Origin of the sequence: Streptomyces avermitilis MA-4680 = NBRC 14893, assembly GCF_000009765.2 — a bacterium.
In the GTDB taxonomy this organism is placed as follows: domain Bacteria; phylum Actinomycetota; class Actinomycetes; order Streptomycetales; family Streptomycetaceae; genus Streptomyces; species Streptomyces avermitilis.
In genome coordinates, this window is record NC_003155.5 from 2037206 (window position 1) to 2060029 (window position 22824).

The following is a 22824-nucleotide window of genomic DNA, read 5'->3' on the forward strand; positions in this document are numbered from 1 at the left end:
TGTGCACGATGGGATCGACCGCGGGATCACCCCTGTCCGTGTCGTGCCGACTTCGGAACTTTTCGGGTTGTACGGGTTTGGAGGGGGGAGAGAGCCCGCCCCTCCTCGATCCGGCGTTCGGCGGGTGCGGATAGCATCCGGCACATGGAGCCGCAGCTGCTGCACAGCGTCGCCGACGGGGTGGCCACCGTTGTCATCCACCACCCGGCCAAGCGCAATGCCATGACCGCGGGCATGTGGCGGGCGTTGCCGTCCCTGCTGGACGAGTTGGCCTCCGACACCGCCGTGAACGCGCTGGTGCTCACCGGCCAGGGCGACACGTTCTGCGCCGGTGCCGACATCTCGACCCTGCTGGACTCACCGGACGAGGCGCAGGCGCTGGCCGCGCGGGCCGAGGAGTCGCTCGCGGCCTTCCCCAAGCCGACCCTGGCGGCGGTCCGCGGATACTGCGTGGGCGGCGGTTCCCAGCTCGCGGCGGCCTGCGATCTGCGGTTCGCCGAGGCGGGGTCCCTGTTCGGGGTGACGCCGGCGAAACTCGGGATCGTCTATCCGGCCTCCGCCACTCGCCGACTGGTGTCGCTGGTGGGGCCGGCCACCGCCAAGTACCTGCTGTTCTCCGGCGAGTTGATCGACGCGGAGCGGGCGCTGCGCACGGGCTTCGTCGACGAGGTGCTGCCCGAGGGACAGCTCGACAAGCGGGTGGCCGAGTTCACCCGCGTACTGACCGCGCGTTCGCAGCTGACGCAGGCGGCGGCCAAGGAGTTCGCGAACGGACGCGCGGACCGGGACACGTACTGGGCACAGCAGGCGCGCGGCAGCGGCGACACCGCGGAGGGGGTCGCCGCCTTCCTGGAGCACCGCCGGCCGCGCTTCACCTGGACTACGTCAGGATGAAGCGGCTGCTGGTGCGGAACTCCTCGACGAGGTGGGCGGGCGCCTTCTGCGGGGACCCCGCGTCGTAGGGCGGCTGCGGGTCGTACTCCGTCAACAGCTGTACGGCCTGGGCGTGTTCGTCGCCCGCGATGCGGCCGAGCAGGGCGAGCCCCATGTCGATGCCGGAGGACACACCGGCGGCGGTGACGTACTTGCCGTCGAACACGACCCGCTCCCCGGTCGGTGCGGCGCCGAACCGGTCGAGGAGGTCCAGGGCCAGCCAGTGCGAGGTGGCGCGGCGCCCCTTCAGCAGGCCGGCCGCGGCGAGCAGCAGTGAGCCGGTGCACACGGACGTGGTCCAGGTGCTGCTCGCGTCGGCGGCCCGCAACCAGTCGAGGAGGACCCCGTTCTCCATCTGCGCGGTCTGGCCGGGCCCGCCGGGAACCACCACGAGGTCGGGGCTCGGCACCTCGGCCAGGCTCTTGTCGGCGGTGAGCGCGAGGGCTCCGGTGTCGGCGCGGACGGGCCCGGTCCGCTCGGCGACGAAGACGGTCTCCGCGCCGGGGAGGCGGCCCAGGATCTCGTACGGGCCCACGGCGTCGAGGGCGGTGAAGCGGTCGTAGAGGACGATCGCGATCTGCATGGGGTTCCCTTCCATGGAGTTCCCTTCAGCGGGTGACGGTGGTGTGGAAACGGCGCCGGTACTCGGCCGGCGCCGTGCCGAGCGCCCTGACGAAAGCGCGGCGCATGGCCTCCGGCGTGCCGTAGCCGCAGGCACGGGAGATCTCCTCGACGCCGTCCGCGGTGTCCTCCAGCAGGCGCCGGGCGTGTTCGAGGCGGACCCCGTCGACGTACCGGCCGGGGGTCGTGCCCGTCTCGGCCTGGAAGGCGCGGGCGAAGTGGCGGGGCGAGAGCCGGGCGCGGGCGGCGAGCGACTCGACCGTGAGGTCGTCGCCGGGGTGTTCGGTGATCCACTGCTGGACCTCCCGCAGCGGTGCGCGCTGCGCGGTCTGTGCGGCGAGCTGGGCACTGAACTGGGCCTGGTTCCCGGGCCGTCGCAGGAAGACGACCAGGTGGCGGGCCACCAAGAGCGCGACATCACGGCCCAGGTCCTCCTCGACGAGGGCGAGGGCGAGGTCGATGCCGGCGGTGACGCCCGCCGAGGTGGCGATGTGTCCGTCGCGTACGTAGATGGGGTCGGCGTCGACCTCGACCGCCGGGTGGTCGCGGGCGAGCTGGTCGCAGTACGCCCAGTGGGTCGTGGCCCGGCGCCCGTCCAGGAGGCCCGCCTCGGCGAGCAGGACGGCGCCGGTGCAGACGGAGACCAGGCGCTCGGCACGGGGGCCGTGGGCGCGCAGCCAGTCCACCAGGCGGGGGTCGGGGCGGCGGGTGCCGTTGCCGCCGGGTACGAGCAGGGTGTGCGCGGCGGGGGCCTCGGTGAGGGAGTGGTCCGGGACGAGCGCGAGGCCGCTGGAGGTGCGCACGGGCGCGCCGTCCAGGGACGCCGTACGGATGCGGTAGGTACCGCCGGAGTGTGCCTCCGCGCCCGCGAAGACCTCCAGCGGGCCGGTGACGTCAAGGCTCTGCACGTCGTCGAACAGGACGACCACAACGGTGCGCATGCCTTCGATTCTTGGCGGGCCGCCGGATGGCCGCAAGGACGAGTACCCCACCTTTCCTGCCAAGGGACGCCCCGCCTTCCATGCATACTGACCAGTCGGTAACCTGCGGGGCCTGACCACTCCCCTCCCAGAGCGCGCCGCGCGGCGCTGCCACAACGTCATCAACCCGCTGCACTCGGCGCACTACTTCTCGCCCGATCTGGGGCGGGAGATGGCCGCCGTCGGTGTCGGGGACGTCCAGGCCGCCTACTTCGCGGCGCGGGCCGCGGCCATGGGGCCGGTGGGCGCCGGCGTGGTGACGGCGACGTTCCACAACTTCCGCCACGAGCTGGTCGCCGCGCATGTGCCCGGGGTGTGGGGGACGGCCTCTCCCGAGGTGGTGCTGGCGGCACGCGCGCGTGCCGTCGACGCCACACTGCGGCGGCTGCTCGGCGCGGAGCTGCTCGCCGCCGAGGAGGTGGCCGAGGCGGCGGAGCTGGCGCTGCGCGCGACCGAGGCGTGTTCCAGGAACGCGCGCCCCCTGTACGCCGCGCACGCCGACCTGCCGGTGCCCGACGCGCCGCACCTGGCGCTCTGGCACGCGGCCACCCTGCTGCGCGAGCACCGCGGGGACGGTCACCTCACCGTGCTGCTCGGTGCGGAACTGGACCCGGTGGAGGCGCTGGTCAGCCACACGGCGACCGGCAAGGGCATGGCGCCGAAGTGGGCCCTCGCCACCCGCGGCTGGAGCCAGGAGCACTGGGAGGCCGCCGTTCTGCGGCTGCGCGAGCGCGGACTGCTCGACGCGGAGGGCGAGTTGACCGAGGCCGGAACCGCCCTGCGCAAGGAGATCGAGGCGCAGACGGACCGGATCGACCGTGCGCCGTACGAGCACCTCGGCGCCGCGGGCGTGGCACGGCTCACGGAGCTGGCGGCGGGGCTGCTGAGCAGGGCGATGGCGGCGGGCGCGTTCCCCACAGGCATGATCGGCAAGAGTTGAGGTACACGTTCCTCTCCCGGGCCGACGGTCCGGGAGAGGAAAGGGGAAGTTCGTGTTCCGAGCAATCGCAGACGTGTTCCGGCAGATCGGCGGCGCCATCGCCACGGTGGTGACACTGCCCTTCAGGGCCCTGGCCCGGCTGTTCGGCGGCGCCTCCACCGCGACCCGCCGCGGGTGACACACCCGCCGCGCCCGGCCCACCGCGCCGCCCTGATCCCCCATTGTCGGTGTCACCTGCCACAATTGCCGCGCAACCTCAGTGGAGAAGGCGGTACGGGATCGTGACGACACCCCTCGTAGGGTCCATCGAAGGCAGGATCGCGGAGGAGCTCGGCGTACGGGAGCGGCAGGTGAAGGCGGCCGTCGACTTGCTCGACGGCGGTTCGACGGTGCCCTTCATCGCCCGCTACCGCAAGGAAGCGACCGAGATGCTCGACGACGCGCAGCTGCGCACGCTCGAGGAGCGGCTGCGCTACCTGCGGGAGCTGGAGGAGCGGCGCACGGCGATCCTGGAGTCGGTGCGCGAGCAGGGCAAGCTCACCGCGGAGGTGGAGGCCCAGATCCGCGGTGCCGAGACCAAGGCCCGCCTGGAGGACATCTACCTGCCGTTCAAGCCCAAGCGGCGCACGAAGGCGCAGATCGCCCGGGAGGCGGGCCTCGAGCCGCTGGCCGAGGGTCTGCTCGGCGACCCGTCGGTCGACCCGGCGGCGGCAGCAGCCGCCTTCGTCGACGCCGACAAGGGCGTCGCCGACCCGCAGGCCGCACTCGACGGCGCGCGCTCCATCCTCACCGAGCGGTTCTCGGAGGACGCCGACCTGATCGGCGAGCTGCGCGAGCGCATGTGGGTGCGCGGGCGCCTCGCCGCCAAGGTGCGGGACGGCAAGGAGGAGACGGGCGCCAAGTTCGCCGACTACTTCGACTTCGCCGAGCCCTTCACCGAGCTGCCCTCGCACCGCATCCTCGCGATGCTGCGCGGCGAGAAGGAGGACGTTCTCGACCTCGTCCTGGAGCCCGAGGAGCCCTCCGAGCAGCCCGGGCCGTCCTCGTACGAGGGAATCGTCGCCCACCGCTTCGGGATCGCCGACCGCGGGCGCCCGGGTGACAAGTGGCTGGGCGACACGGTCCGCTGGGCCTGGCGCACCCGCATCCTGGTGCACCTCGGGATCGACCTGCGGCTGCGGCTGCGGACGGCCGCCGAGGACGAGGCGGTCAATGTCTTCGCGGCGAACCTGCGCGACCTGCTGCTCGCCGCCCCCGCCGGTACCCGCGCGACGCTCGGGCTCGACCCCGGGTTCCGTACGGGTGTGAAGGTCGCCGTCGTGGACGCGACCGGCAAGGTCGTCGCCACGGACGTCATCCACCCGCACGTCCCGGCGAACAAGTGGGACGAGGCCCTGGCCAAGCTGGCCCGCCTCGCCAAGGAGCACGCGGTCGAACTGATCGCGATCGGCAACGGCACGGCGTCCCGCGAGACCGACAAGCTCGCCGGTGAACTCATCACCCGGCACCCGGAGTTGCAGCTCACCAAGGTGATGGTCTCCGAGGCGGGGGCTTCCGTGTACTCGGCGTCGGCGTTCGCCTCGCAGGAGCTGCCCGGCATGGATGTGTCGCTGCGCGGTGCCGTCTCCATCGCACGCCGGCTCCAGGACCCGCTCGCCGAGCTGGTGAAGATCGACCCGAAGTCGATCGGTGTCGGGCAGTACCAGCACGACCTGTCCGAGGTGAAGCTGTCGCGCTCGCTCGACGCGGTCGTCGAGGACTGTGTGAACGGCGTCGGTGTGGACGTGAACACGGCCTCCGCGCCCCTGCTCGCGCGGGTGTCCGGGATCTCCTCCGGCCTCGCGGAGAACATCGTGGCGCATCGGGACGCGAACGGCCCGTTCACGTCCCGGACGAAGCTGAAGGGCGTGGCCCGCCTCGGTCCGAAGGCGTACGAGCAGTGTGCGGGCTTCCTGCGTATCCGGGGCGGCGACGACCCCCTGGACGCGTCCAGCGTGCACCCCGAGGCGTATCCGGTGGTGCGGCGCATGGTGAAGTCGGCGGGCAGCGAGGTCGCCTCGCTGATCGGCAACTCCGGTGTGCTGCGCTCGCTGCGGCCGGACGACTTCGTGGACGAGACCTTCGGTCTGCCGACCGTGAGCGACATCCTGAGGGAGCTGGAGAAGCCCGGGCGCGACCCGCGGCCCGCGTTCAAGACGGCCACCTTCAAGGAGGGCGTCGAGAAGATCTCCGACCTGGCGTCCGGGATGGTGCTGGAAGGTGTCGTCACGAATGTCGCCGCGTTCGGGGCGTTCGTGGACATCGGTGTGCACCAGGACGGCCTGGTCCATGTCTCCGCCATGTCCAAGACGTTCGTCAAGGACCCGCGGGACGTGGTGAAGCCGGGCGACATCGTCAAGGTGAAGGTGCTGGACATCGACATCCCGCGCAAGCGGATCTCGCTGACGCTGCGCCTCGACGACGAGGCGGCGGCGTCCGAGGGCCGGCAGGACCAGCAGGGCCAGGGCGGCGGCGGTCGTCAGCAGCGCGGGGCCGGCCGGCCGCCTCAGCAGCGGCAACAGCAGCAACGGCAACAGCAGCCGCAGCGCCAGGGCCGGGCCGGCGGGGGTGGCGGCGGGGGCGGTTCACGTCAGGCTCCGCCGCCGGCCAACAGTGCGATGGCGGACGCCCTGCGCCGGGCCGGGCTCGTCGACCCCAAGCGGGGCAAGGGCTGAGCGGCAGGGGCCCGGGCCGCCCGGTACGCCACCGGGGGCCCGGGCCCACGGTGCCCGTTCGGTGACGGCACCGGCGGTTCGGGCCCGCTCCGCTCCAGCCCCGCTTCAGCGCTCGCCCCGCTTCAGCGCTCGCCCCGCTTCAGGGCCCGCCCCGCTTCAGCGCTCGGTCACCTTGCCGTCCGCGACCTCCAGCTGCCGTGTCGTGCGCACCGCGTCCAGCATCCGACGGTCGTGCGTGACCAGCAGCAGCGTGCCCTCGTACGAGTCGAGCGCCGTCTCCAGCTGTTCGATCGCGGGGAGGTCGAGGTGGTTGGTCGGCTCGTCGAGGACGAGGAGGTTGACGCCCCGGCCCTGGAGCAGGGCCAGTGCCGACCGGGTGCGTTCGCCCGGGGACAGGCTCGCCGCGGGGCGCAGGACGTGGTGCGACTTCAGGCCGAACTTCGCCAGCAGCGTGCGCACCTCGGCCGGTTCCGTGTCCGGGACGGCCGCGCAGAACGCATCGAGCAGGGCCTCGGAGCCGTGGAAGAGCTTGCGGGCCTGGTCGACCTCGCCCACGACCACGCTGGAACCGAGGGTCGCGTGCCCGGCGTCCAGCGGGATCCGGCCCAGCAGGGCACCCAGCAGCGTCGACTTGCCGGCCCCGTTCGCGCCGGTGACCGCGACGCGGTCCGCCCAGTCGATCTGGAGCGTCGCGGGGCCGAAGGTGAAGTCGCCGCGCCGGACCTCGGCGTCCCGCAGGGTGGCCACGACGGCGCCCGAGCGCGGGGCGGCCGCGATCTCCATACGCAGTTCCCACTCCTTGCGGGGCTCCTCGACCGTGTCGAGCCGCTCGATCATGCGCTGGGTCTGCCGGGCCTTCGAGGCCTGCTTCTCGCTGGCCTCGCTGCGGAACTTGCGGCCGATCTTGTCGTTGTCGTTTCCGGCCTTGCGCCGGGCGTTCTTGACGCCCTTGTCCATCCAGGAGCGCTGCATCTGGGCCCGCCCTTCGAGGGCCGCCCTCTTGTCCGCATACTCGTCGTAGTCCTCGCGGGCGTGTCGGCGCGCGGTCTCGCGCTCCTCCAGATAGGCCTCGTAGCCGCCGCCGTACAGCGTGATCTGCTGCTGTGCGAGGTCGAGTTCGAGGACCTTGGTGACCGTGCGGGTGAGGAACTCGCGGTCGTGACTGACGACGACGGTGCCCGCGCGCAGCCCGCCGACGAAGCGTTCGAGGCGCTCCAGACCGTCCAGGTCCAGATCGTTGGTGGGCTCGTCGAGGAGGAACACGTCGTAGCGGGAGAGGAGGAGGGAGGCGAGGCCCGCGCGGGCCGCCTGTCCGCCGGACAGGGAGGTCATCGGCTGGTCGAGGCCGACGGTCAGACCGAGCGAGTCGGCGACCTCCTCGGCCCGCTCGTCCAGGTCCGCGCCGCCCAGGTCGAGCCAGCGCTCCAGGCTCACCGCGTAGGCGTCGTCGGCGCCCGGGGCCCCGTCGACCAGCCCCTGCGTGGCCTCGTCCATGACCCGCTGGGCCTCGGCCACGCCGGTGCGGCGCGCGAGGAACTCCCGTACGGTCTCGCCGGGCCGGCGCTCCGGCTCCTGCGGCAGATGTCCGACCGTGGCGGTCGGCGGGGAGAGCCGCAGCTCTCCCTCTTCCGGGGGGAGCAGTCCGGCGAGCAGGCGCAGCAGCGTGGACTTGCCCGCGCCGTTGGCACCGACGAGCCCGATCACCTCGCCGGGCGCGACGACGAGGTCGAGTCCGGAGAAGAGCGAGCGGTCACCGTGGCCGGCGGCGAGGTTCTTGGCGACGAGAGTGGCAGTCATGAGAAGGCAAATCCTAACGACCCGGTGGGGCAGCGCCCAACGGGATACGGGCGCCACCGGCCCGGACCACCGATGTCAGCGTTCCATCGCCGCCACCAGCACGCTCCCCGACGTCCTCGCCACCACGAAGGACTCGCCTTTCGTCGCCTTCGGGTCAAGGGGGATCCGATGGCGTCCGGCCTCCAGGACATCGTCGAAGACCTCGTGGACGTGGGTGCGGTACAGACGGTCCAGCCGGTACGCCGTGAGGCGGACCCGGCAGGTGGAGGTGACCTCGATGCCCGCCTCGCCGTCGGCCGCGACCAGGCGGGTCAGCCGGCGCCGCTCCTCGGGACTGCGGTCCAGGGCGTGCTCCGTCTGCGCCACGAGGAGCGGGATGATCGGCGCCAGGCCGTCGATGTACGCGACCTCGACCCCGGCGCGCGCGAAGGACTGCCGCACGGCGGCACGTTCCTTTTCGCCGACGGCCCGGCCGAAGGCCACCGCGCCGTACTCCCGTAGTTCGTCGGCCGGGACCGCCGTGGCGTCGTGGGTGATGTCGGCGCCGATACCGATCGTGCGCAGGGCGGCGGCGAGCTTGGCGAGGACGGCGACGCGGGCGCCGATCAGCAGGACGCGGCGGCGCGGGCCCGAGCCGCCGTCGAGGAGGGAGCTGAGCGCGTCACGGTACTCGGTGCCATGGAAGCGGAACGGACCGATCCCGTGGTAGCCGTTCAGCTCCAGGTCCGCCCGCTCGTCCGTCTGCCAGGCGAAGTCGCGCCAGACGAAATCCTCGCCGTCCTTCTCGATGACGGCGGTGACGGCCCCGCACTCGATGTTCTCGCATTCGGGGCAGCCATAGATGACGTACCGGCCGTCCGCGGGCGGAGCCTCCGCCTCCAGCAGCAGGCCCCGGACCTGCGCGGTGAAGATCGCGGGTGGCACGTCGGAGGCCAGTGGGGAGACGGCGTCGAGGTCGGAGAGCTGGAACAGCAGCGGGCGCCCGTCGACGATGAAGTCCACGAAGTCCCGGTGCACTTGGTAATCGCCGTTGGTGAGGACTCCACCGGCACGCATCGCCGGTGCCAGGCCGAAGGTCGCGTACTCGGCAGACATGGGGTGAGTATTCCCAGAGGAGGAGCGATGTGAGCACGGCATGACATATTCCGCTAACGTCCGGGCGTGGAGACTGGTCGAAGCGGTGAGGTCATCGTGGTCGGCGGCGGCGTCATAGGGCTGACGACGGCGATCGTCCTGGCGGAGAGCGGCCGGCGCGTACGCGTGTGGACGCGGGAGCCGGTCGAGCGGACCACCTCGGCGGTGGCGGGCGCGCTGTGGTGGCCGTATCGGATCGAGCCGGCGGCGTCGGCCCGCGCGTGGGCCCTCACCTCGTTCGATGTGTACGAGGAACTGGCGACACGCCCCGGGCGAACCGGTGTACGCATGGTCGAAGGCGTGCAGGGCGGGGCGACGCTGGAGGAGACCGAGGCGTGGGCATTGGGCCGGGCCCTCGGGCTGCGGGCGGCGACGGCCGAGGAGTGTCCCGGGGGCGGGCTGTGGGCACGGCTGCCGCTGATCGACATGCCGGCGCATCTGCGGTGGCTGCGCGAGCGGTTCACCGCGGCGGGCGGGACGGTCGAGACCCGTACGGTGACCGACCTCGCGGAGGCCAAGGCGCCGGTCGTGGTCAACTGCACGGGCCTGGGCGCCCGTGACCTCGTACCGGACACGTCGGTGCGTCCCGTGCGGGGGCAGCTCGTCGTCGTGGAGAACCCCGGCATCCGCACCTGGCTCGTCTCCACCGGGGCCGACGGGGAGATGGCGTACTTCTTCCCGCAGCCGGGCCGGCTTCTGCTCGGCGGCACGGCGGTCGAGGACGAGTGGTCCCTCGTGCCCGATCCGGCGGTGGCCGAGGCGATCGTGCGGCGCTGTGCGGCGTGGCGACCCGAGATCGCCGGGGCGCGGGTCCTGGAGCACCGGACGGGGCTGCGGCCGGCGCGCGGCACGGTCCGGCTGGAACGCGAACCGCTCTCGGACGGACGGGTGTTGGTGCACAACTACGGCCACGGCGGCGCGGGCGTCACCGTGGCCTGGGGGTGCGCCCAGGAGGCGGCAGGGCTGGCCGCCTCCTGGTGAGCGGTCAGCAGTCGGCGGCCGCTTCTCCGGCCGTGAGGTGGTACGGCGCACGCTCGTCGAGGAGCAGCGGGACGAGGGCGCGCAGCGACTGGCGCAGCGGTACGAGGACTGTGCCGTCGGCGCCGTCGGCGCCCTCGTGGCGTACGCGCACGCCGTGCAGGGCGAGCCGGTCCTTGACGGCCGTGTACTGCTCGGCGGTGAGCCGGTAGCCGCAGGGCGGGTTCTGAATCACCTCGGCGGGTTCGGCGGGGTCGTTGTCGGCGCCGCCCACATAGACCGGCCCGCGGTCGCGGTACCCGGCGAGCCGGGCCGCGTCGGTGGCGGCGGCGACCCGTGCGCCGCGCTCGCCGGTAAAGCCGAACAGACCTCCCAGCGCGGCCAGTTGGGATTGGACCCGACGCCGCTTGTTGAGTGATCCGTCCGTCTGTTCGGCGTCCGTGAGGGGGTCGACGCGGCTCTCGATGAGCAGTCCGGCGGCGTGTTTGACGCCTGACATGTTCCGCAGGATCCGCTCCTGTCCGTCCCCGGCGGTCTGTTTGACCGGATCGCCGGTGACGGGATCGGTCCAGATGCCGTAGGTCCCTGTCGTGTACCCCGCCCGCTGGGCGGCCGGGCGCACATACGCCTGTGACAGGGTCTGTGCCTCGTCGTGCACCGTGGGGTCGGTGTTGAGGTTGCGCGGCCAGAGGTCGAACAGGTCCTTGTCGTAGTACGGGGGCGTGGCCCCGTACTCGTGCAGGTCGTAGATCACGTCGGGCCGGCGGTCGCGGAGGACCGCCGCCACGGCACGGGCCTCGGCGGTCCGCAGTTCCAGGTGGTCGCGGTTGATGTCGACGCCGTCGCTGTTGCCGCGGGTGTCGGCGGCCCGGCCGTCGGGGTTGGCGGTGGGCACGACGAGCAGGGTGGTCTGTTTCAGGAAGCGCCGGGTATGCGCGTCCTTCGCGTACGCGAGATCGCGGACGGTGGTCAGGCAGGCCTCGCGACCGGAGGGCTCGTCCCCGTGCTGGCTGCAGACGAGCAGCACGGTGGCACGGGCGCGGTGTCCGCCTCCGACCCGGACGAGGTCCAGCGGCCGCCCCTGCTCGGTCGTGCCGATACGGGCGAGGGACACCCGCTCGCTCGTCCTGTCGAGCGCGGTCAGGAAGTCCTGCTCCTCGGGCTGCGTGGTCCAGCGGGCGCCGTCGGTCTGCTCGAATCCCGTACGCGGCGGGGGTTCGGCCGCGTGCGCGGGTGCTGTGAGCAGGGGCGCGGCGAGGGCCGCCGCCGCGAGGGCGACGGCGCTCATGCGTCGGGTCGTCACAGGCCGCCTCCGGGGACGCGGTGCGCGGTGTGCGGCTCACGTACGCCGTCGAGGACGGTGGCGTCCGCGGCGGTGCCGGACTGGGCGGTCGCCCGGGTGAAGGCGGCGGCGCCTCCGACGAGCGGGACCCGGGCCGAGGTGCGGGCCAGGTCGAGCGTCAGGGTGGGCGTGCTCGACGGAGGGTCGATGAGGTCCTTGTCGGTGCCGGCGACGATCAGTGCGAGCCGGTGGCCCTTCGGGACGACGTGGTCGGTGGCGGCGAGGTCGAGGGTGATCGTGTACGCCTTGCCCGGGGTGAGCGGGACGCCCTTGCGGGCGGAGGCGTGGTTGCCGAGGTCGGCCCAGCCGCGGCTGAGGACGGTGTAGTCGACGGCGGCGGTCGTGGCCCGCGTGTTCTTGAAGCAGGCGCTGTCTCCGGCCGTGCTCGCACCCCAGCAGGTGCGGTCGGTGAGCGTGGTGATGCCCTCGCCGCCGTCGGCGTAGTCGCGGATCGTGTCCGGGCCGAGGTCGACGAGTACCGCGGACAGGTGGGCCGTGGAGGTGGTCGGTGTGGCGGTGACGGTCACCTTGGAGGAGCCGGACAGACGCACGTCCCCGGCCAGGGGCGCGGTGACGAATCCGGCCTTGCTCGCGGTGGACTCGTCGATGTGGGCGGCCCAGTCCGTCTCGCTCAGCCGCGGGTCGTCGGTGAAGGTCTCGGTGCCGGATCCGGTACGCAGCCCGAGGGTGCCGACACCGGCCTGGGTGCCCGTGCCGGGTCGCAGCGTCACGGCGTCCGTGCCGCGCGGCGGCCAGAGCGTGGACGTGACCCACTGGTCGGGGTGGCGCTCGATGTCGGCCGTCGGCTCGCGGTCGACGCCGTTGTCGTAGCCGAGGAGTTCATGGTCGAACCAGCGGTGCAGCGTGTCCACCCAGGCGGTGCGGCGGAAGTCGAACGGGTCGACGTGGCCGGTCTGGGACAGCCAGATCTTGCGCTCGACGCCGTTCTTCGCGAGGGCGCTCCACCACTGGCCGAAGTTCTTGGCGCGGACGTTGAGGTCCTGCATGCCGTGGACCAGGAAGACGCTCGCCCGGACCTTGCTCGCGTCCTTGACATAGTCGCGCTCGGTCCACAGCGAGGTCCAGTCACCGGTGCGCGGCGCCTCGTCGACGAGCTTGCGCTGCACGGCGGCGCACTTGGTGCGGGCGTCGGGGCTGTCCACGTAGTCGGACAGCCAGTCCGGGCCCGAGTCGTAGAGCGGGGCGCCCTTGGCGAAGTAGTAGTCGTACCAGGAGGAGATGGCGCTGATGGGCACGATGGTCTTCAGGCCCTTGACCCCGGTGGCCGCGACGCCGTTGGCGACGGTGCCGTCCCAGCTCTTGCCGATCATGCCGGTCCTGCCGTTGGTCCAGGTCGCCTTGGCCCGGGCGGTGCCGGTGCGGCTGGTGTAGCCGTGCGCCCGGCCGTTCAGCCAGTCGATCACCGCCTTCGCCGACTGGATGTCGGAGCGGCCGCCCACGTCCACGCAGCCGTCGGAGCGGTTGGTGCCGGCGAGGTCGACACCGACGAAGGCGTAGCCGCGGGGCACGAAGTAGTTGTCGTAGAAGAGCGGCATCCGGACGACGTCGCCGTTCGCGTCGTACGTCTTCTTCTGGCTCTCGTTGCCGCGTCCGCAGCAGGAGTAGTACGGGCTCGCGTCCATGATCACGGGAATCTTGCGGCCCTGCCGGGCGAGTTCGCGGGGACGGACGACGTCGACGGCCACGCGGTCGGTCTTCCCGTCGCCGTCGCCGTCGAGGCGGGTGTCCACCCATACGGACTCCCGGATGGCGTTCTCGTACGAGTAGACCGGGGCGCTCTCCCGTGGCGCGCCGTGTGCGGCGGCGGGAGTCAGGAAGGCGGCCAGCAGGGCGGCGATGACCGCGGTGACCGGCGATCTCCAGGTCGTGAGGCGCATACGGCGCGCACGTTTCGGCATGGGCGGAAGGTACCCCGGCCAACTCCCTTGCAAAAGAGGGTCTGTGAGACACCTGTGGGGCGGAATCACTCATGACGTCCGAATGGCGATCGTGTGACAGGAGCGGCTGTGGACATGCCCGCGGCCACAGGGACTGAATAGGGTCCGAACAGACTTCGTGCCCCTATGACTTGGAGCTCCTGTGCACCGCAGACTCATCGCCCCGGGCGCGCTCGCGGCCTCCCTCCTGCTGGCGATCCCGGCATCGGCCGCGAGCTACTCCCCCGGAGCGCCGGGCATCGGCGACCCCTACTACCCGGCCTACGGCAACGGCGGATACGACGTCTCGCACTACGATCTGCGGCTGAAGTACCAGCCGCGGACGGACGAGTTGGAGGGCACGGCCACCCTCCTGGCCACGACGAAACAGGACCTTTCACGGTTCGATCTGGACTTCCTGCTCGATGTGAGCGAGGTGCGGGTCAACGGCGCCAAGGCCTCGTTCACGACGTCGGGTCAGCACGAGCTGGAGATCACCCCGGCGACGCCGCTGCCCAAGGGCACGCCGGTCACGGTCGTCGTCCGCTACAGCGGGGTGCCGTCGACGAAGAGCGCGTACGGGTTCAGCACCTGGCACCGCACTCCGGACGGCGCGGTCGCGGCGGACGAGCCCGAGGCTGCCTGGTGGTGGTATCCGAGCAACGACCACCCGAGCGACAAGGCCACGTACGACGTGTCGGTGGCCGTGCCGGACGGCACCCAGGCGATCTCCAACGGCCTACTGCAGTCCACCAGTTCGAAACTCGGCTGGACGCGCTACAACTGGCGGTCCACCAAGCCGCAGGCCACGTACCTCACCACGCTCGCCGTCGGCAGGTTCGACATCACGACCGGGAAGACGTCCGACGGGATCCCGGTCATCAACGCCTACAGCAAGGACCTCGGCGACAACGACGGTGCCGCGCGGGCGAGCGTGGAGCGGACCGGGGAGCTCGTCGACTGGCTGAGCGGGTACTTCGGCCCCTACCCGTTCAACTCGGTCGGCGGATACGTGCCCAACACGACCACCGGGTACGCCCTGGAGACGCAGACCCGCGTGTACTACAGCCCGAAGCAGTTCGCGAACGGCTCGAACACCTCCGTCGTCGTCCACGAACTGGCCCACCAGTGGTACGGCGACGACGTCTCCCTCGCCGGGTGGAAGGACATCTGGATCAACGAGGGCTTCGCGCGGTACGCGCAGTGGCTGTGGTCGGAGCACGAGGGTGAGGGCACGACGCAGGAACTGGCGGACTACGTGTACGCCTCGCACCCGGCCGACGACGCGTTCTGGACGGTCAAGCCCGGGGATCCGGGTCCGGACGACCAGTTCGACACCGCCGTGTACGACCGGGGGGCGCTGGCCGTCCAGGCACTGCGCAACGAGATCGGTGACGACGCGTTCTTCGCCGTCCTGAAGGGCTGGCCGAAGGACCACGCGTACGGGAACGCGGCGGTCGGCGACTTCCAGAAGTACGCGGAGAAGGTGTCGGGCAAGTCGCTGGCCGCCCTCTTCGACACCTGGCTGTTCCAGCCGTCGAAGCCGGCCGCGTCCGCGGCGAAGGGCGCGTCGCTCGCGTCCCGTACCGCGGCGGCCACCGTCCAGCCGAGGTCCTGGAAGAAGATCGCCGCGACGAACTCGGCGCACCAGGGCTGATCAGCCGGGTTCCCCCGGGCGGCCGGCGGCTCGCCCACGATCCGGGTCGCCGGGGCCGAGGCCGGCTCCGGCGAGCCGGAGACGCCGAGCCGAGCCCGAGCCGGGCTTCGGCTTCGGCTTCGGCTTCGGCTTCGGCTTCGGCTTCGGCTTCGGCTTCGGCTTCGGCCCATGGTCAGGTCGGCCTCGGCTCGGCCTTGATGCGCGAGCGGTCCCCGCACGGAGGGCGCGTCCCTCGCTCAGTCGCCGTGGTCGTAGACCGTCACCGGTATGCCCCGCCGCACGAGCCGCTCCGTGATGAGCGGCTCCACGCGTGACCAGGTGCCGCCGGCCAGTCCACAGCCGATGCGCGGCAGGTGGACGGACGCGTCGAGTGCGACGGCCCTGTCGGCGAGCAGACCGAGCGCCGCGTCGATCGCCTCGTACCGTACGGGCACCTCGTTGTCGCTGGTGCGTATCCCCCGCTGGCCGATCATGTTGGCCACCCACAGAGACCGCTCGACCTGGACGAACTGGGCGGCGCCCAGCCCGAAGTCGTTCGCCGCGCGGTCCCGGTACCAGGCTCGGTACGCCTTCTCGGGCTCCGGCCAGCGGTGGGACACGGCCAGCACGAAGCCGCTTCCCCAGCCCCCGATGTCGTTGCACACATGGGCGATCATCTTCACGCCCTCGCCCGACGGAACGGTGGCGTCACCCCGGACATACCTGATCTCCGACATGACGCCACCGTAGGCACTGCCACTGACAGTGGCCGCCGACCTGCTACTTCAGCTGCGCGAGCTCCCGGTCCTCGGCCTGCGAGACCCGGCGGCGGACCGCGAACCAGCCGCCCACCAGCAGGACGGCGACGAGCGGGATGAGGAGGAGGGTCTTACGGCCGACCTCGGGGTCGTTCCACATCAGGCCGAGCACGGCCAGCAGGAAGGCGATCGTGACGATCTCCGTGACGGGGCTGCCGAACAGCCGGAAGGACGGCCGGGTCACCAGGCCCGCCCGGGCGCGGCGGACGAACACCAGGTGGCAGATCATGATGATCACCCAGGTGCTGATGATGCCGAGGGATGCCACGTTCAGGACGATCTCGAAGGCCTGGGTCGGCATCAGGTAGTTGAGGCCGACGCCGAGGACGCAGACCGCGCAGGTGAGCAGGATGCCGCCGTACGGGACCTGGCTGCGGTTCATCCGCGCCGTGAACTTGGGCGCCGAGCCCGCCATGGCCATGGAGCGCAGGATGCGGCCGGTCGAGTAGAGACCGGAGTTCAGCGACGACATGGCGGCCGTGAGGACCACCAGGTTCATCACGTCACCGGCCGCCGGGATGCCGATCTTCGACAGCACCGTGACGAAGGGGCTCTGGTCCGCCGAGTACACCGATCCGGGCAGCAGCAGTGCGAGCAGGACGACCGAGCCGACATAGAAGAGGCCGACGCGCCACATGATCGAGTTCACCGCGCGCGGGACGACCTTCTCCGGCTCGGCGGTCTCGCCCGCCGCGACACCGACCAGCTCCAGGGCCGCGTACGCGAAGATCACGCCCTGCATCACCAGGACGACCGGCATCATCCCGTGCGGGAAGATCCCGCCGTGGTCCGTGACGGCGCTCAGGCCCGGGGTGTGGCCGCCGACCTCGTGGTGCGTGGCCAGCAGGAAGATGCCGATCAGCATGAATCCGACCAGCGTGGCGACCTTGATGATCGCGAACCAGAACTCCATCTCGCCGAAGATCTTCACCGAGATCAGGTTCACGGCCAGGACGACCGCGAGCGCGATCAGCGCGAGCACCCACTGCGGGATGTCGGTGAAGAGGCTCCAGTAGTGGGTGTAGAGGGCGATCGCGGTGATGTCCGCGATTCCGGTCGTCGACCAGTTCAGGAAGTACATCCACCCGGCAACGTACGCGCCCTTCTCGCCGAGGAACTCGCGCGCGTACGACACGAAGGATCCGGACGAGGGCCGGTAGAGGACCAGTTCGCCGAGGGCCCGGACCACGAAGAAGGCGAAGACGCCGCAGACGAGGTAGGCGATGGCGAGGGCTGGTCCCGCGTTGTGGAGGCGGCCGCCGGCACCGAGGAAGAGACCGGTGCCGATCGCTCCGCCGATCGCGATCATGTTGACGTGGCGGGCCTTGAGGTCCTTGCTGTAACCGGCGTCGCCTGCGTCCGCGGGCGACTGGGTCACATCGGTGCGCGATGCAACCCTGGCCGTGTCTACGGCGTCCTTGCTCACGGGTGGATCCACTCTCTGGTGCGCCCGTGGAACGAGTCCTCGGGTCTCCGGATGTGCCACGGCCCGCTCCGCACGGGACGCGGCACAGACCAAGGCGCCACCTTCCCCCGGCGATCGCCGCGCATGCGATGGCGCATGTCACATAGCGGCACATCTCACATGTTGATCATGGGGTGGACAATCGCCCGAACGTCATGCCTCACACCCCCCGCCACGGGGCCGGACAGGCCTTTCACCCCGTGGTGAGACAGCAATACTGTTACACCGCGTCGCCGCCCGTACTGGAGGGCGATCGCCGCGCGATCCGGGAAGGCGAGGCTGTCATGACGACGGACACCGGCGAGCCGACACTCACGGTCGACGAACTGGCCGCGCGTGCGGGCGTCACGGTCCGCACGGTCCGTTTCTACAGCTCCAAGGGCCTGCTGCCGCCGCCCTCGATCGGCCCCCGGCGGGTGGGCCACTACAGCCAGGAGCACCTGGCCCGGCTCGCCCTCATCGAGGAGTTGCAGCACCAGGGGATGACGCTCGCCGCGATCGAGCGCCACCTCCAGCAGCTCCCGCCGGACCTGAGCGCCCACGACCTGGCCCTCCACCGTGCCGTGGTCGCTTCCTGGGCGCCGGACGCGGTGGAGACGGTGACCCGGGCGGAGCTGGAGCGGCGGGCGGGCCGGCCGCTGGGCGAGGCGGACCTGGAGCGGCTCGCCGCGATGAGCGTGCTCGCCCGGACCGAGGACGCGTTCCGCGTGGACCCCGGGCTGCTGCCGCTGGGCGTCCAGCTCCTCGACGTGCCGGTCGCCCACGAGGCGATCCTCGCGGCGCGCACCGCACTCATCGAGCACTCGCGCGCGGCGGCCCACGAGCTGTCGCGGCTGTTCCGGGACGCGGTGGCCGAGCGCGACTCGCAGGCGGTGAAGTCCTTGTCGGCGCACATGCAGCCGCTGGTCGTGCAGGCCCTGCTCACCACCTTCCAGCGCTCCCTGCGGGAGGAGCTGCGGGAGTGGCTGGCGGAGTCCTGAGCCCCTCCCGACGGGGTACTACGAGCGACGAGACCACGTGGTGCGGTCGCGGACGTGGCCGCACCCCTCACCAGCACGTCGAGCCGCTCACCGATACGTCGAGCCCCTCACCAGCACGTCGAGCCGCCCGCCACGGTCAGGGTCTGGCCGGTCAGGAGACCGCTGCCCTCGTCGACGACGTACAGCAGCGTGGAGACCAGATCCGCCGTGCGGACCGCGCTCGGGGCGATCGCGTTGACCGTGATGCCGTACGGGCCGAGGGCCGAGGCGAGTGAGCGGGTCAGGCCGATCAGGCCGGCCTTCGAGGTCACGTGGGCGACCCTCGTCGGCGGTGCGGCGAAGACCGCCGCCGACGCGATGTTCACGATGCGGCCCCAGCCCGCCGCCTTCAGATACGGCAGCACGGCGCGGGTCACCAGGAAAGGGGCCTCCAGGTTGACGCGCATGGCCCGCCGCCACTCCTCGGGCGTCGTGTCCTCGAAGTCCGACTCGGGGCCGGCGCCCGCGTTGTTGACCAGGACGTGCAGCGTGCCGAACCGGTCGATGACCTCGTCCAGCGCCTCCCGGACCTGCTCCTCGTCGCTGACGTCCGCGGTCAACTCCACGTAGTCCAGCACCCGTTTCGCCGTTTCCGGCTGCGGGACCAGGTCGAGCCCCGCCACCCGGAAGCCGCGCCCCGCGAGCGCGACGGCGAACTCCTGCCCGAGGCCCTGTGCCGCTCCGGTCACCAGGGCGGTACGTGTCTCCATGCAGCGAGTGTGGTGAGCCGTCAGGGCGGCGGCAAGAGCGCGTTTTCACTCGCCGGGACGGGCGGGCAGGGAGGGGACGGGACCGGTTCGCCGCTCGGCGTCCGGTCCCGTCCACCTGGGCAGGAGCGGCGTGCCGCTCAGCGACACGACACCTCGCGCCGCTCAGCGACGCGCCGTCGCAGGCCCCTCCCCGTCGCGCTACTTCGCGTCGCTGAAGTGCTCGCCCTTCTCCGCCTTCTCCACGAGCAGGGCCGGCGGCGTGAACCGCTCCCCGTAGCGCTCGGCGAGTTCACGCGCCCGTGCCACGAAGCCGGGCAGGCCGGCACCTGCCCCGGCGCCGGCACCCGGCCCGCCGGCGTACCCGTTGATGTACTGGAGGACACCGCCGGTCCAGCCCGGGAAACCGATCCCGAAGATCGACCCGATATTGGCGTCCGCGACGGACGTCAGCACGCCCTCCTCGAGGAGCCGGACGGTGTCCAGCGCCTCGGCGAAGAGCATGCGCTCCTGCATGTCCTCGAAGGGGATCTCATGGCCCGGCTTGGTGAAGTGCTCGCGCAGCCCGGGCCACAGCTTGGCGCGCTTGCCGTCCACGTAGTCGTAGAAGCCCGCACCGCCGCCGCGTCCCGTGCGGCCGAACTCGTCGACCATGCGGTCGATGACCGCCTCCGCCGGGTGGGTCACCCACGTGCCGCCCGCCTCCTCGACCGCCCGCTTCGACTCGGCCCGGATCTTGCGCGGCAGGGTGAGCGTCAACTCGTCCATGAGGGACAGGACCTTGGCCGGATAGCCCGCCTGCGCGGCCGCCTGCTCGATGGACGCGGGCTCGATGCCCTCACCGACCATCGCCACGCCCTCGTTGATGAAGTGGCCGATGACACGGGAGGTGAAGAAGCCGCGCGAGTCGTTGACGACGATCGGGGTCTTGTTGATCTGGCGGACCAGGTCGAAGGCGCGCGCCAGCGCCTCGTCGCCGGTCCGCTCGCCCTTGATGATCTCGACGAGCGGCATCTTGTCGACGGGCGAGAAGAAGTGCAGCCCGATGAAGTCGGCCTGGCGCTCCACGCCCTCGGCGAGTGCGGTGATGGGCAGGGTGGAGGTGTTGGAGCAGAGCAGGGCGTCCGGCTCGACGATGTGCTCGATCTCCTCGAACACCTTGTGCTTGAGCGCCGTGTCCTCGAAGACGGCCTCGATCACCGCGTCGCAGCCCGCCAGGTCGGCAGGGTCGGCGGTGGGCGTGATGCGGGCGAGGAGCGCGTCCGCCTTCTCCTGAGTCGTACGTCCCCGGGAGACCGCCTTGGCGCACAGCTTCTCGGAGTAGCCCCTGCCCTTGGCCGCGGCCTCCGCGGACACGTCCTTGAGGACGACCTCGATGCCCGCGCGGGCACATGAGTAGGCGATGCCCGCGCCCATCATCCCGGCGCCGAGTACGGCGACCTTGCGGACCTGGCGCGGTGCGACGCCCTGGGGGCGGTTGGCGCCGGAGTTGACGGCCTGGAGGTCGAAGAAGAACGCCTGGATCATGTTCTTGGCGGTCTGTCCGGTGACCAGCTCGGTGAAGTAGCGGGCCTCGATCACCAGGGCGGTCTCGAAGTCGACCTGGGAGCCCTCGACGGCGGCCGCGAGGATGTTGCGCGGGGCCGGGTAGGGGGCGCCGTTCAGCTGCTTCTTCAGGTTGGCCGGGAAGGCCGGCAGGTTCGCCGCGAACTTCGGGTTGGCGGGGGTACCGCCCGGGATGCGGTAGCCCGGCTTGTCCCAGGGCTGCTGGGACTCGGGGTTGGCGTCGATGAAGGCGCGGGCCCCCGCGAGCATCTCCTCGTGGGTCGCGGCGACTTCGTGGACGAGGCCGTTCTCGAGGGCGCGGGCGGGCGCGTACTGGGTGCCCTGGAGGAGCACCTTCAGGAGGGCGTCGGCGATGCCCATGAGGCGTACGGTACGGGTGACGCCGCCGCCCGCCGGGAGCAGACCGAGGGTGACCTCGGGCAGGCCGATCTTGGAGCCGGGCGCGTCGAGGGCGATGCGGTGGTGGGAGGCGAGAGCGATCTCGTAACCGCCGCCGAGGGCCGCGCCGTTGATGGCGGCGACCACCGGCTTGCCCAGGGTCTCGATGCGGCGCAGGGAGTTCTTGATCGCCGTACCGGTCTCGAACGCCCGCTGGGCGTCCGACGGGCCGGCCTTCATCATGTCCTTGAGGTCGCCGCCCGCGAAGAAGGTCTTCTTGGCGGAGGTGTAGATGATCCCGCGGATGGAGTCCTTCTCGGCCTCGGCGCGGTCGGCGATCGCCGCGATCGACGCCCTGAAGGCCTGGTTCATGGTGTTGGCGGACTGGTTGGGGTCGTCGAGAACGAGGGTGACGATCCCGGTCTCGTCCTGTTCCCAGCGGATGGTGGTGGGCTCAGTGCTCATCAGGGGTGCTCCGTAAGATCCCTTGGGGAGGGTCAGAAAGATCCGTTGGGGGTCAGACACGCTCGACGATCGTCGCGATGCCCATGCCGCCGCCGACGCACAGCGTGGCCAGGCCGTAGCGCTTGTCCTGGCGCTCCAGTTCGTCGACGAGGGTGCCGAGGATCATCGCGCCGGTGGCTCCGAGCGGGTGCCCGAGGGCGATGGCGCCGCCGTTGACGTTGACCTTGTCCAGGGACAGGCCCATGTCCCGCGCGAAGCGCAGGACTACGGCCGCGAAGGCCTCGTTGATCTCGACCAGGTCGATGTCGTCGATGCTCAGCCCCGCCTTGGCGAGCGCCTTGCGGGTGGCGGGCGCGGGGCCCGTGAGCATGATGGTGGGCTCGGAGCCGGAGACGGCGGCGGAGACGATGCGGGCGCGGGGCCGCAGACCGTAGCGCTCGCCGACCTCCTTCGAGCCGATGGCGACCAGCGAGGCGCCGTCCACGATGCCGGACGAGTTGCCCGCGTGGTGGACGTGGTCGATCTGCTCGACCCAGTGGTACTTCTGGAGGGCGACCGCGTCGAAGCCGCCCAGGTCGCCGATGTCGGCGAACGACGGCTTCAGCTTGGCGAGCGAGTCGGCGGTGGTGCCGGGCCGCAGGTGCTCGTCGTGGTCGAGAACGACGAGACCGCTGCGGTCCTTCACGGGCACGACGGACTTCTCGAAGCGCCCGTCCTTCCAGGCGGCCGCGGCCCGCTCCTGGGAGAGCGCCGCGTACTCGTCGACGTCCCGGCGGGTGAAGCCCTCGATCGTGGCGATGAGATCGGCGCCGATGCCCTGCGGTACGAAGTTGGTGGCCATGTTGGTCATCGGGTCGGCGAACCAGGCGCCGCCGTCCGAAGCCATCGGCACCCGGGACATCGACTCGACGCCGCCCGCGAGCACCAGGTCCTCCCAGCCCGAACGGACCTTGACGGCGGCCAGGTTGACCGCCTCCAGGCCGGACGCGCAGAAGCGGTTCTCCTGGACGCCGGCCACCGTGTCGGGCAGCCCGGCCGCGATCGCGGCGATCCGGGCGATGTCGGAGCCCTGGTCGCCGACAGGACCCACCACACCGAGCACGATGTCGTCGATCGCGGCCGGGTCCAGCCCGGGGAAACGGTCGCGGATCTCGTGGATGAGTCCCACCACGAGGTCGATGGGCTTCGTGCCGTGCAGGGCCCCGCTGGCCTTGCCACGCCCGCGCGGGGTGCGGATCGCGTCGTACACGTACGCTTCGGTGCTCACTGATGGGCCTTTCGGGGAGGGTTGGAGCCGGCTCTTGACGGTGTCGACCGACCGGGCGGGTTCGGGGCCGGTGGGCTGACGTTCAGCAGGGGGCGGCCGGGCTCTGCCGGGCGCGGTCCGTGCGCGT

General features: G+C 71.5%; 18 protein-coding genes. 7 read left to right on the forward strand and 11 right to left on the reverse strand.

All coding sequences use genetic code 11. The features are described from left to right. The first annotated feature begins 144 nt into the window (after positions 1-144). Entirely contained in the window at positions 145-894 is a 750-nt protein-coding gene (locus tag SAVERM_RS08815; RefSeq protein ID WP_010983104.1) for an enoyl-CoA hydratase/isomerase family protein, read from the forward strand. Here SAVERM_RS08815 and SAVERM_RS08820 read toward each other — a convergent pair. Beyond that, positions 881-1516, reverse strand: a complete 636-nt coding sequence (locus SAVERM_RS08820) for a DJ-1/PfpI family protein (protein ID WP_010983105.1) — start codon at positions 1514-1516, stop codon at positions 881-883. The genes SAVERM_RS08815 and SAVERM_RS08820 overlap by 14 nt on opposite strands. Positions 1517-1541: 25 nt before the next feature. Continuing rightward, positions 1542-2495, reverse strand: a complete 954-nt coding sequence (locus SAVERM_RS08825; RefSeq protein ID WP_037645884.1) for a GlxA family transcriptional regulator — start codon at positions 2493-2495, stop codon at positions 1542-1544. 112 nt (positions 2496-2607) lie between these two features. Here SAVERM_RS08825 and SAVERM_RS08830 point away from each other — a divergent pair, with 112 nt between their 5' ends. The 3 genes from SAVERM_RS08830 (at position 2608) to SAVERM_RS08835 (ending at position 6188) form a co-directional block, all read left to right on the forward strand. Next, entirely contained in the window at positions 2608-3474 is an 867-nt protein-coding gene (locus SAVERM_RS08830; protein WP_037645882.1) for an SCO6745 family protein, read from the forward strand. Between the two features lie 52 nt (positions 3475-3526). Continuing rightward, positions 3527-3652 carry an LPFR motif small protein gene (locus SAVERM_RS45285; protein WP_255222036.1) on the forward strand — a complete coding sequence of 42 codons (126 nt, stop codon included), beginning with the start codon at positions 3527-3529 and terminating at the stop codon, positions 3650-3652. Between the two features lie 103 nt (positions 3653-3755). Continuing rightward, entirely contained in the window at positions 3756-6188 is a 2433-nt protein-coding gene (locus SAVERM_RS08835; RefSeq protein ID WP_010983108.1) for a Tex family protein, read from the forward strand. A 156-nt stretch (positions 6189-6344) separates the two neighbouring features. Here SAVERM_RS08835 and SAVERM_RS08840 read toward each other — a convergent pair whose 3' ends face one another. Both SAVERM_RS08840 and SAVERM_RS08845 read right to left on the reverse strand, forming a co-directional pair. After that, complete coding sequence (locus tag SAVERM_RS08840; RefSeq protein WP_010983109.1) at positions 6345-7985, reverse strand: ABC-F family ATP-binding cassette domain-containing protein; 1641 nt, start codon at positions 7983-7985, stop codon at positions 6345-6347. A 75-nt stretch (positions 7986-8060) separates the two neighbouring features. After that, a complete protein-coding gene (locus SAVERM_RS08845) occupies positions 8061-9080 on the reverse strand; it encodes a hypothetical protein (protein WP_010983110.1) in 1020 nt (339 codons plus the stop codon). 66 nt (positions 9081-9146) lie between these two features. On the opposite strand from SAVERM_RS08845, the gene SAVERM_RS08850 reads away from it, so the two are divergent. Further along, entirely contained in the window at positions 9147-10100 is a 954-nt protein-coding gene (locus tag SAVERM_RS08850) for an FAD-dependent oxidoreductase (RefSeq protein ID WP_010983111.1), read from the forward strand. 4 nt (positions 10101-10104) lie between these two features. On the opposite strand, the gene SAVERM_RS08855 is transcribed toward SAVERM_RS08850, so the two are convergent. Continuing rightward, complete coding sequence (locus tag SAVERM_RS08855) at positions 10105-11385, reverse strand: M14 family metallopeptidase (protein WP_037645878.1); 1281 nt, start codon at positions 11383-11385, stop codon at positions 10105-10107. A gap of 11 nt (positions 11386-11396) precedes the next feature. Next, positions 11397-13358 carry a Xaa-Pro dipeptidyl-peptidase gene (locus SAVERM_RS08860; RefSeq protein ID WP_037645876.1) on the reverse strand — a complete coding sequence of 654 codons (1962 nt, stop codon included), beginning with the start codon at positions 13356-13358 and terminating at the stop codon, positions 11397-11399. Positions 13359-13539: 181 nt separating this feature from the next. Between SAVERM_RS08860 and SAVERM_RS08865 the strand changes: the two genes are divergently transcribed. Then, positions 13540-15033, forward strand: a complete 1494-nt coding sequence (locus SAVERM_RS08865; RefSeq protein ID WP_010983114.1) for a M1 family metallopeptidase — start codon at positions 13540-13542, stop codon at positions 15031-15033. A 236-nt stretch (positions 15034-15269) separates the two neighbouring features. Here SAVERM_RS08865 and SAVERM_RS08870 read toward each other — a convergent pair whose 3' ends face one another. Together SAVERM_RS08870 and SAVERM_RS08875 are read right to left on the reverse strand one after the other, a co-directional pair. Next, complete coding sequence (locus SAVERM_RS08870) at positions 15270-15749, reverse strand: macro domain-containing protein (RefSeq protein ID WP_010983115.1); 480 nt, start codon at positions 15747-15749, stop codon at positions 15270-15272. 43 nt (positions 15750-15792) lie between these two features. Then, entirely contained in the window at positions 15793-17256 is a 1464-nt protein-coding gene (locus tag SAVERM_RS08875) for an amino acid permease (protein WP_010983116.1), read from the reverse strand. Positions 17257-17579: 323 nt separating this feature from the next. Between SAVERM_RS08875 and SAVERM_RS08880 the strand changes: the two genes are divergently transcribed. Further along, a complete protein-coding gene (locus SAVERM_RS08880; protein WP_010983117.1) occupies positions 17580-18275 on the forward strand; it encodes a MerR family transcriptional regulator in 696 nt (231 codons plus the stop codon). A gap of 107 nt (positions 18276-18382) precedes the next feature. Here the strand turns inward: SAVERM_RS08880 and SAVERM_RS08885 are convergent, their stop codons facing one another. The 3 genes from SAVERM_RS08885 to SAVERM_RS08895 form a co-directional block, all read right to left on the reverse strand. After that, positions 18383-19024 (reverse strand): SDR family NAD(P)-dependent oxidoreductase, encoded by a 642-nt coding sequence (locus SAVERM_RS08885; RefSeq protein ID WP_010983118.1) that lies wholly within the window; start codon positions 19022-19024, stop codon positions 18383-18385. A 198-nt stretch (positions 19025-19222) separates the two neighbouring features. Further along, positions 19223-21430, reverse strand: coding sequence for a 3-hydroxyacyl-CoA dehydrogenase NAD-binding domain-containing protein (locus tag SAVERM_RS08890; RefSeq protein WP_010983119.1), 2208 nt, complete (start codon positions 21428-21430; stop codon positions 19223-19225). A gap of 52 nt (positions 21431-21482) precedes the next feature. Then, positions 21483-22697 (reverse strand): acetyl-CoA C-acetyltransferase, encoded by a 1215-nt coding sequence (locus tag SAVERM_RS08895; protein WP_010983120.1) that lies wholly within the window; start codon positions 22695-22697, stop codon positions 21483-21485. Between the last annotated feature and the right edge of the window lie 127 nt (positions 22698-22824).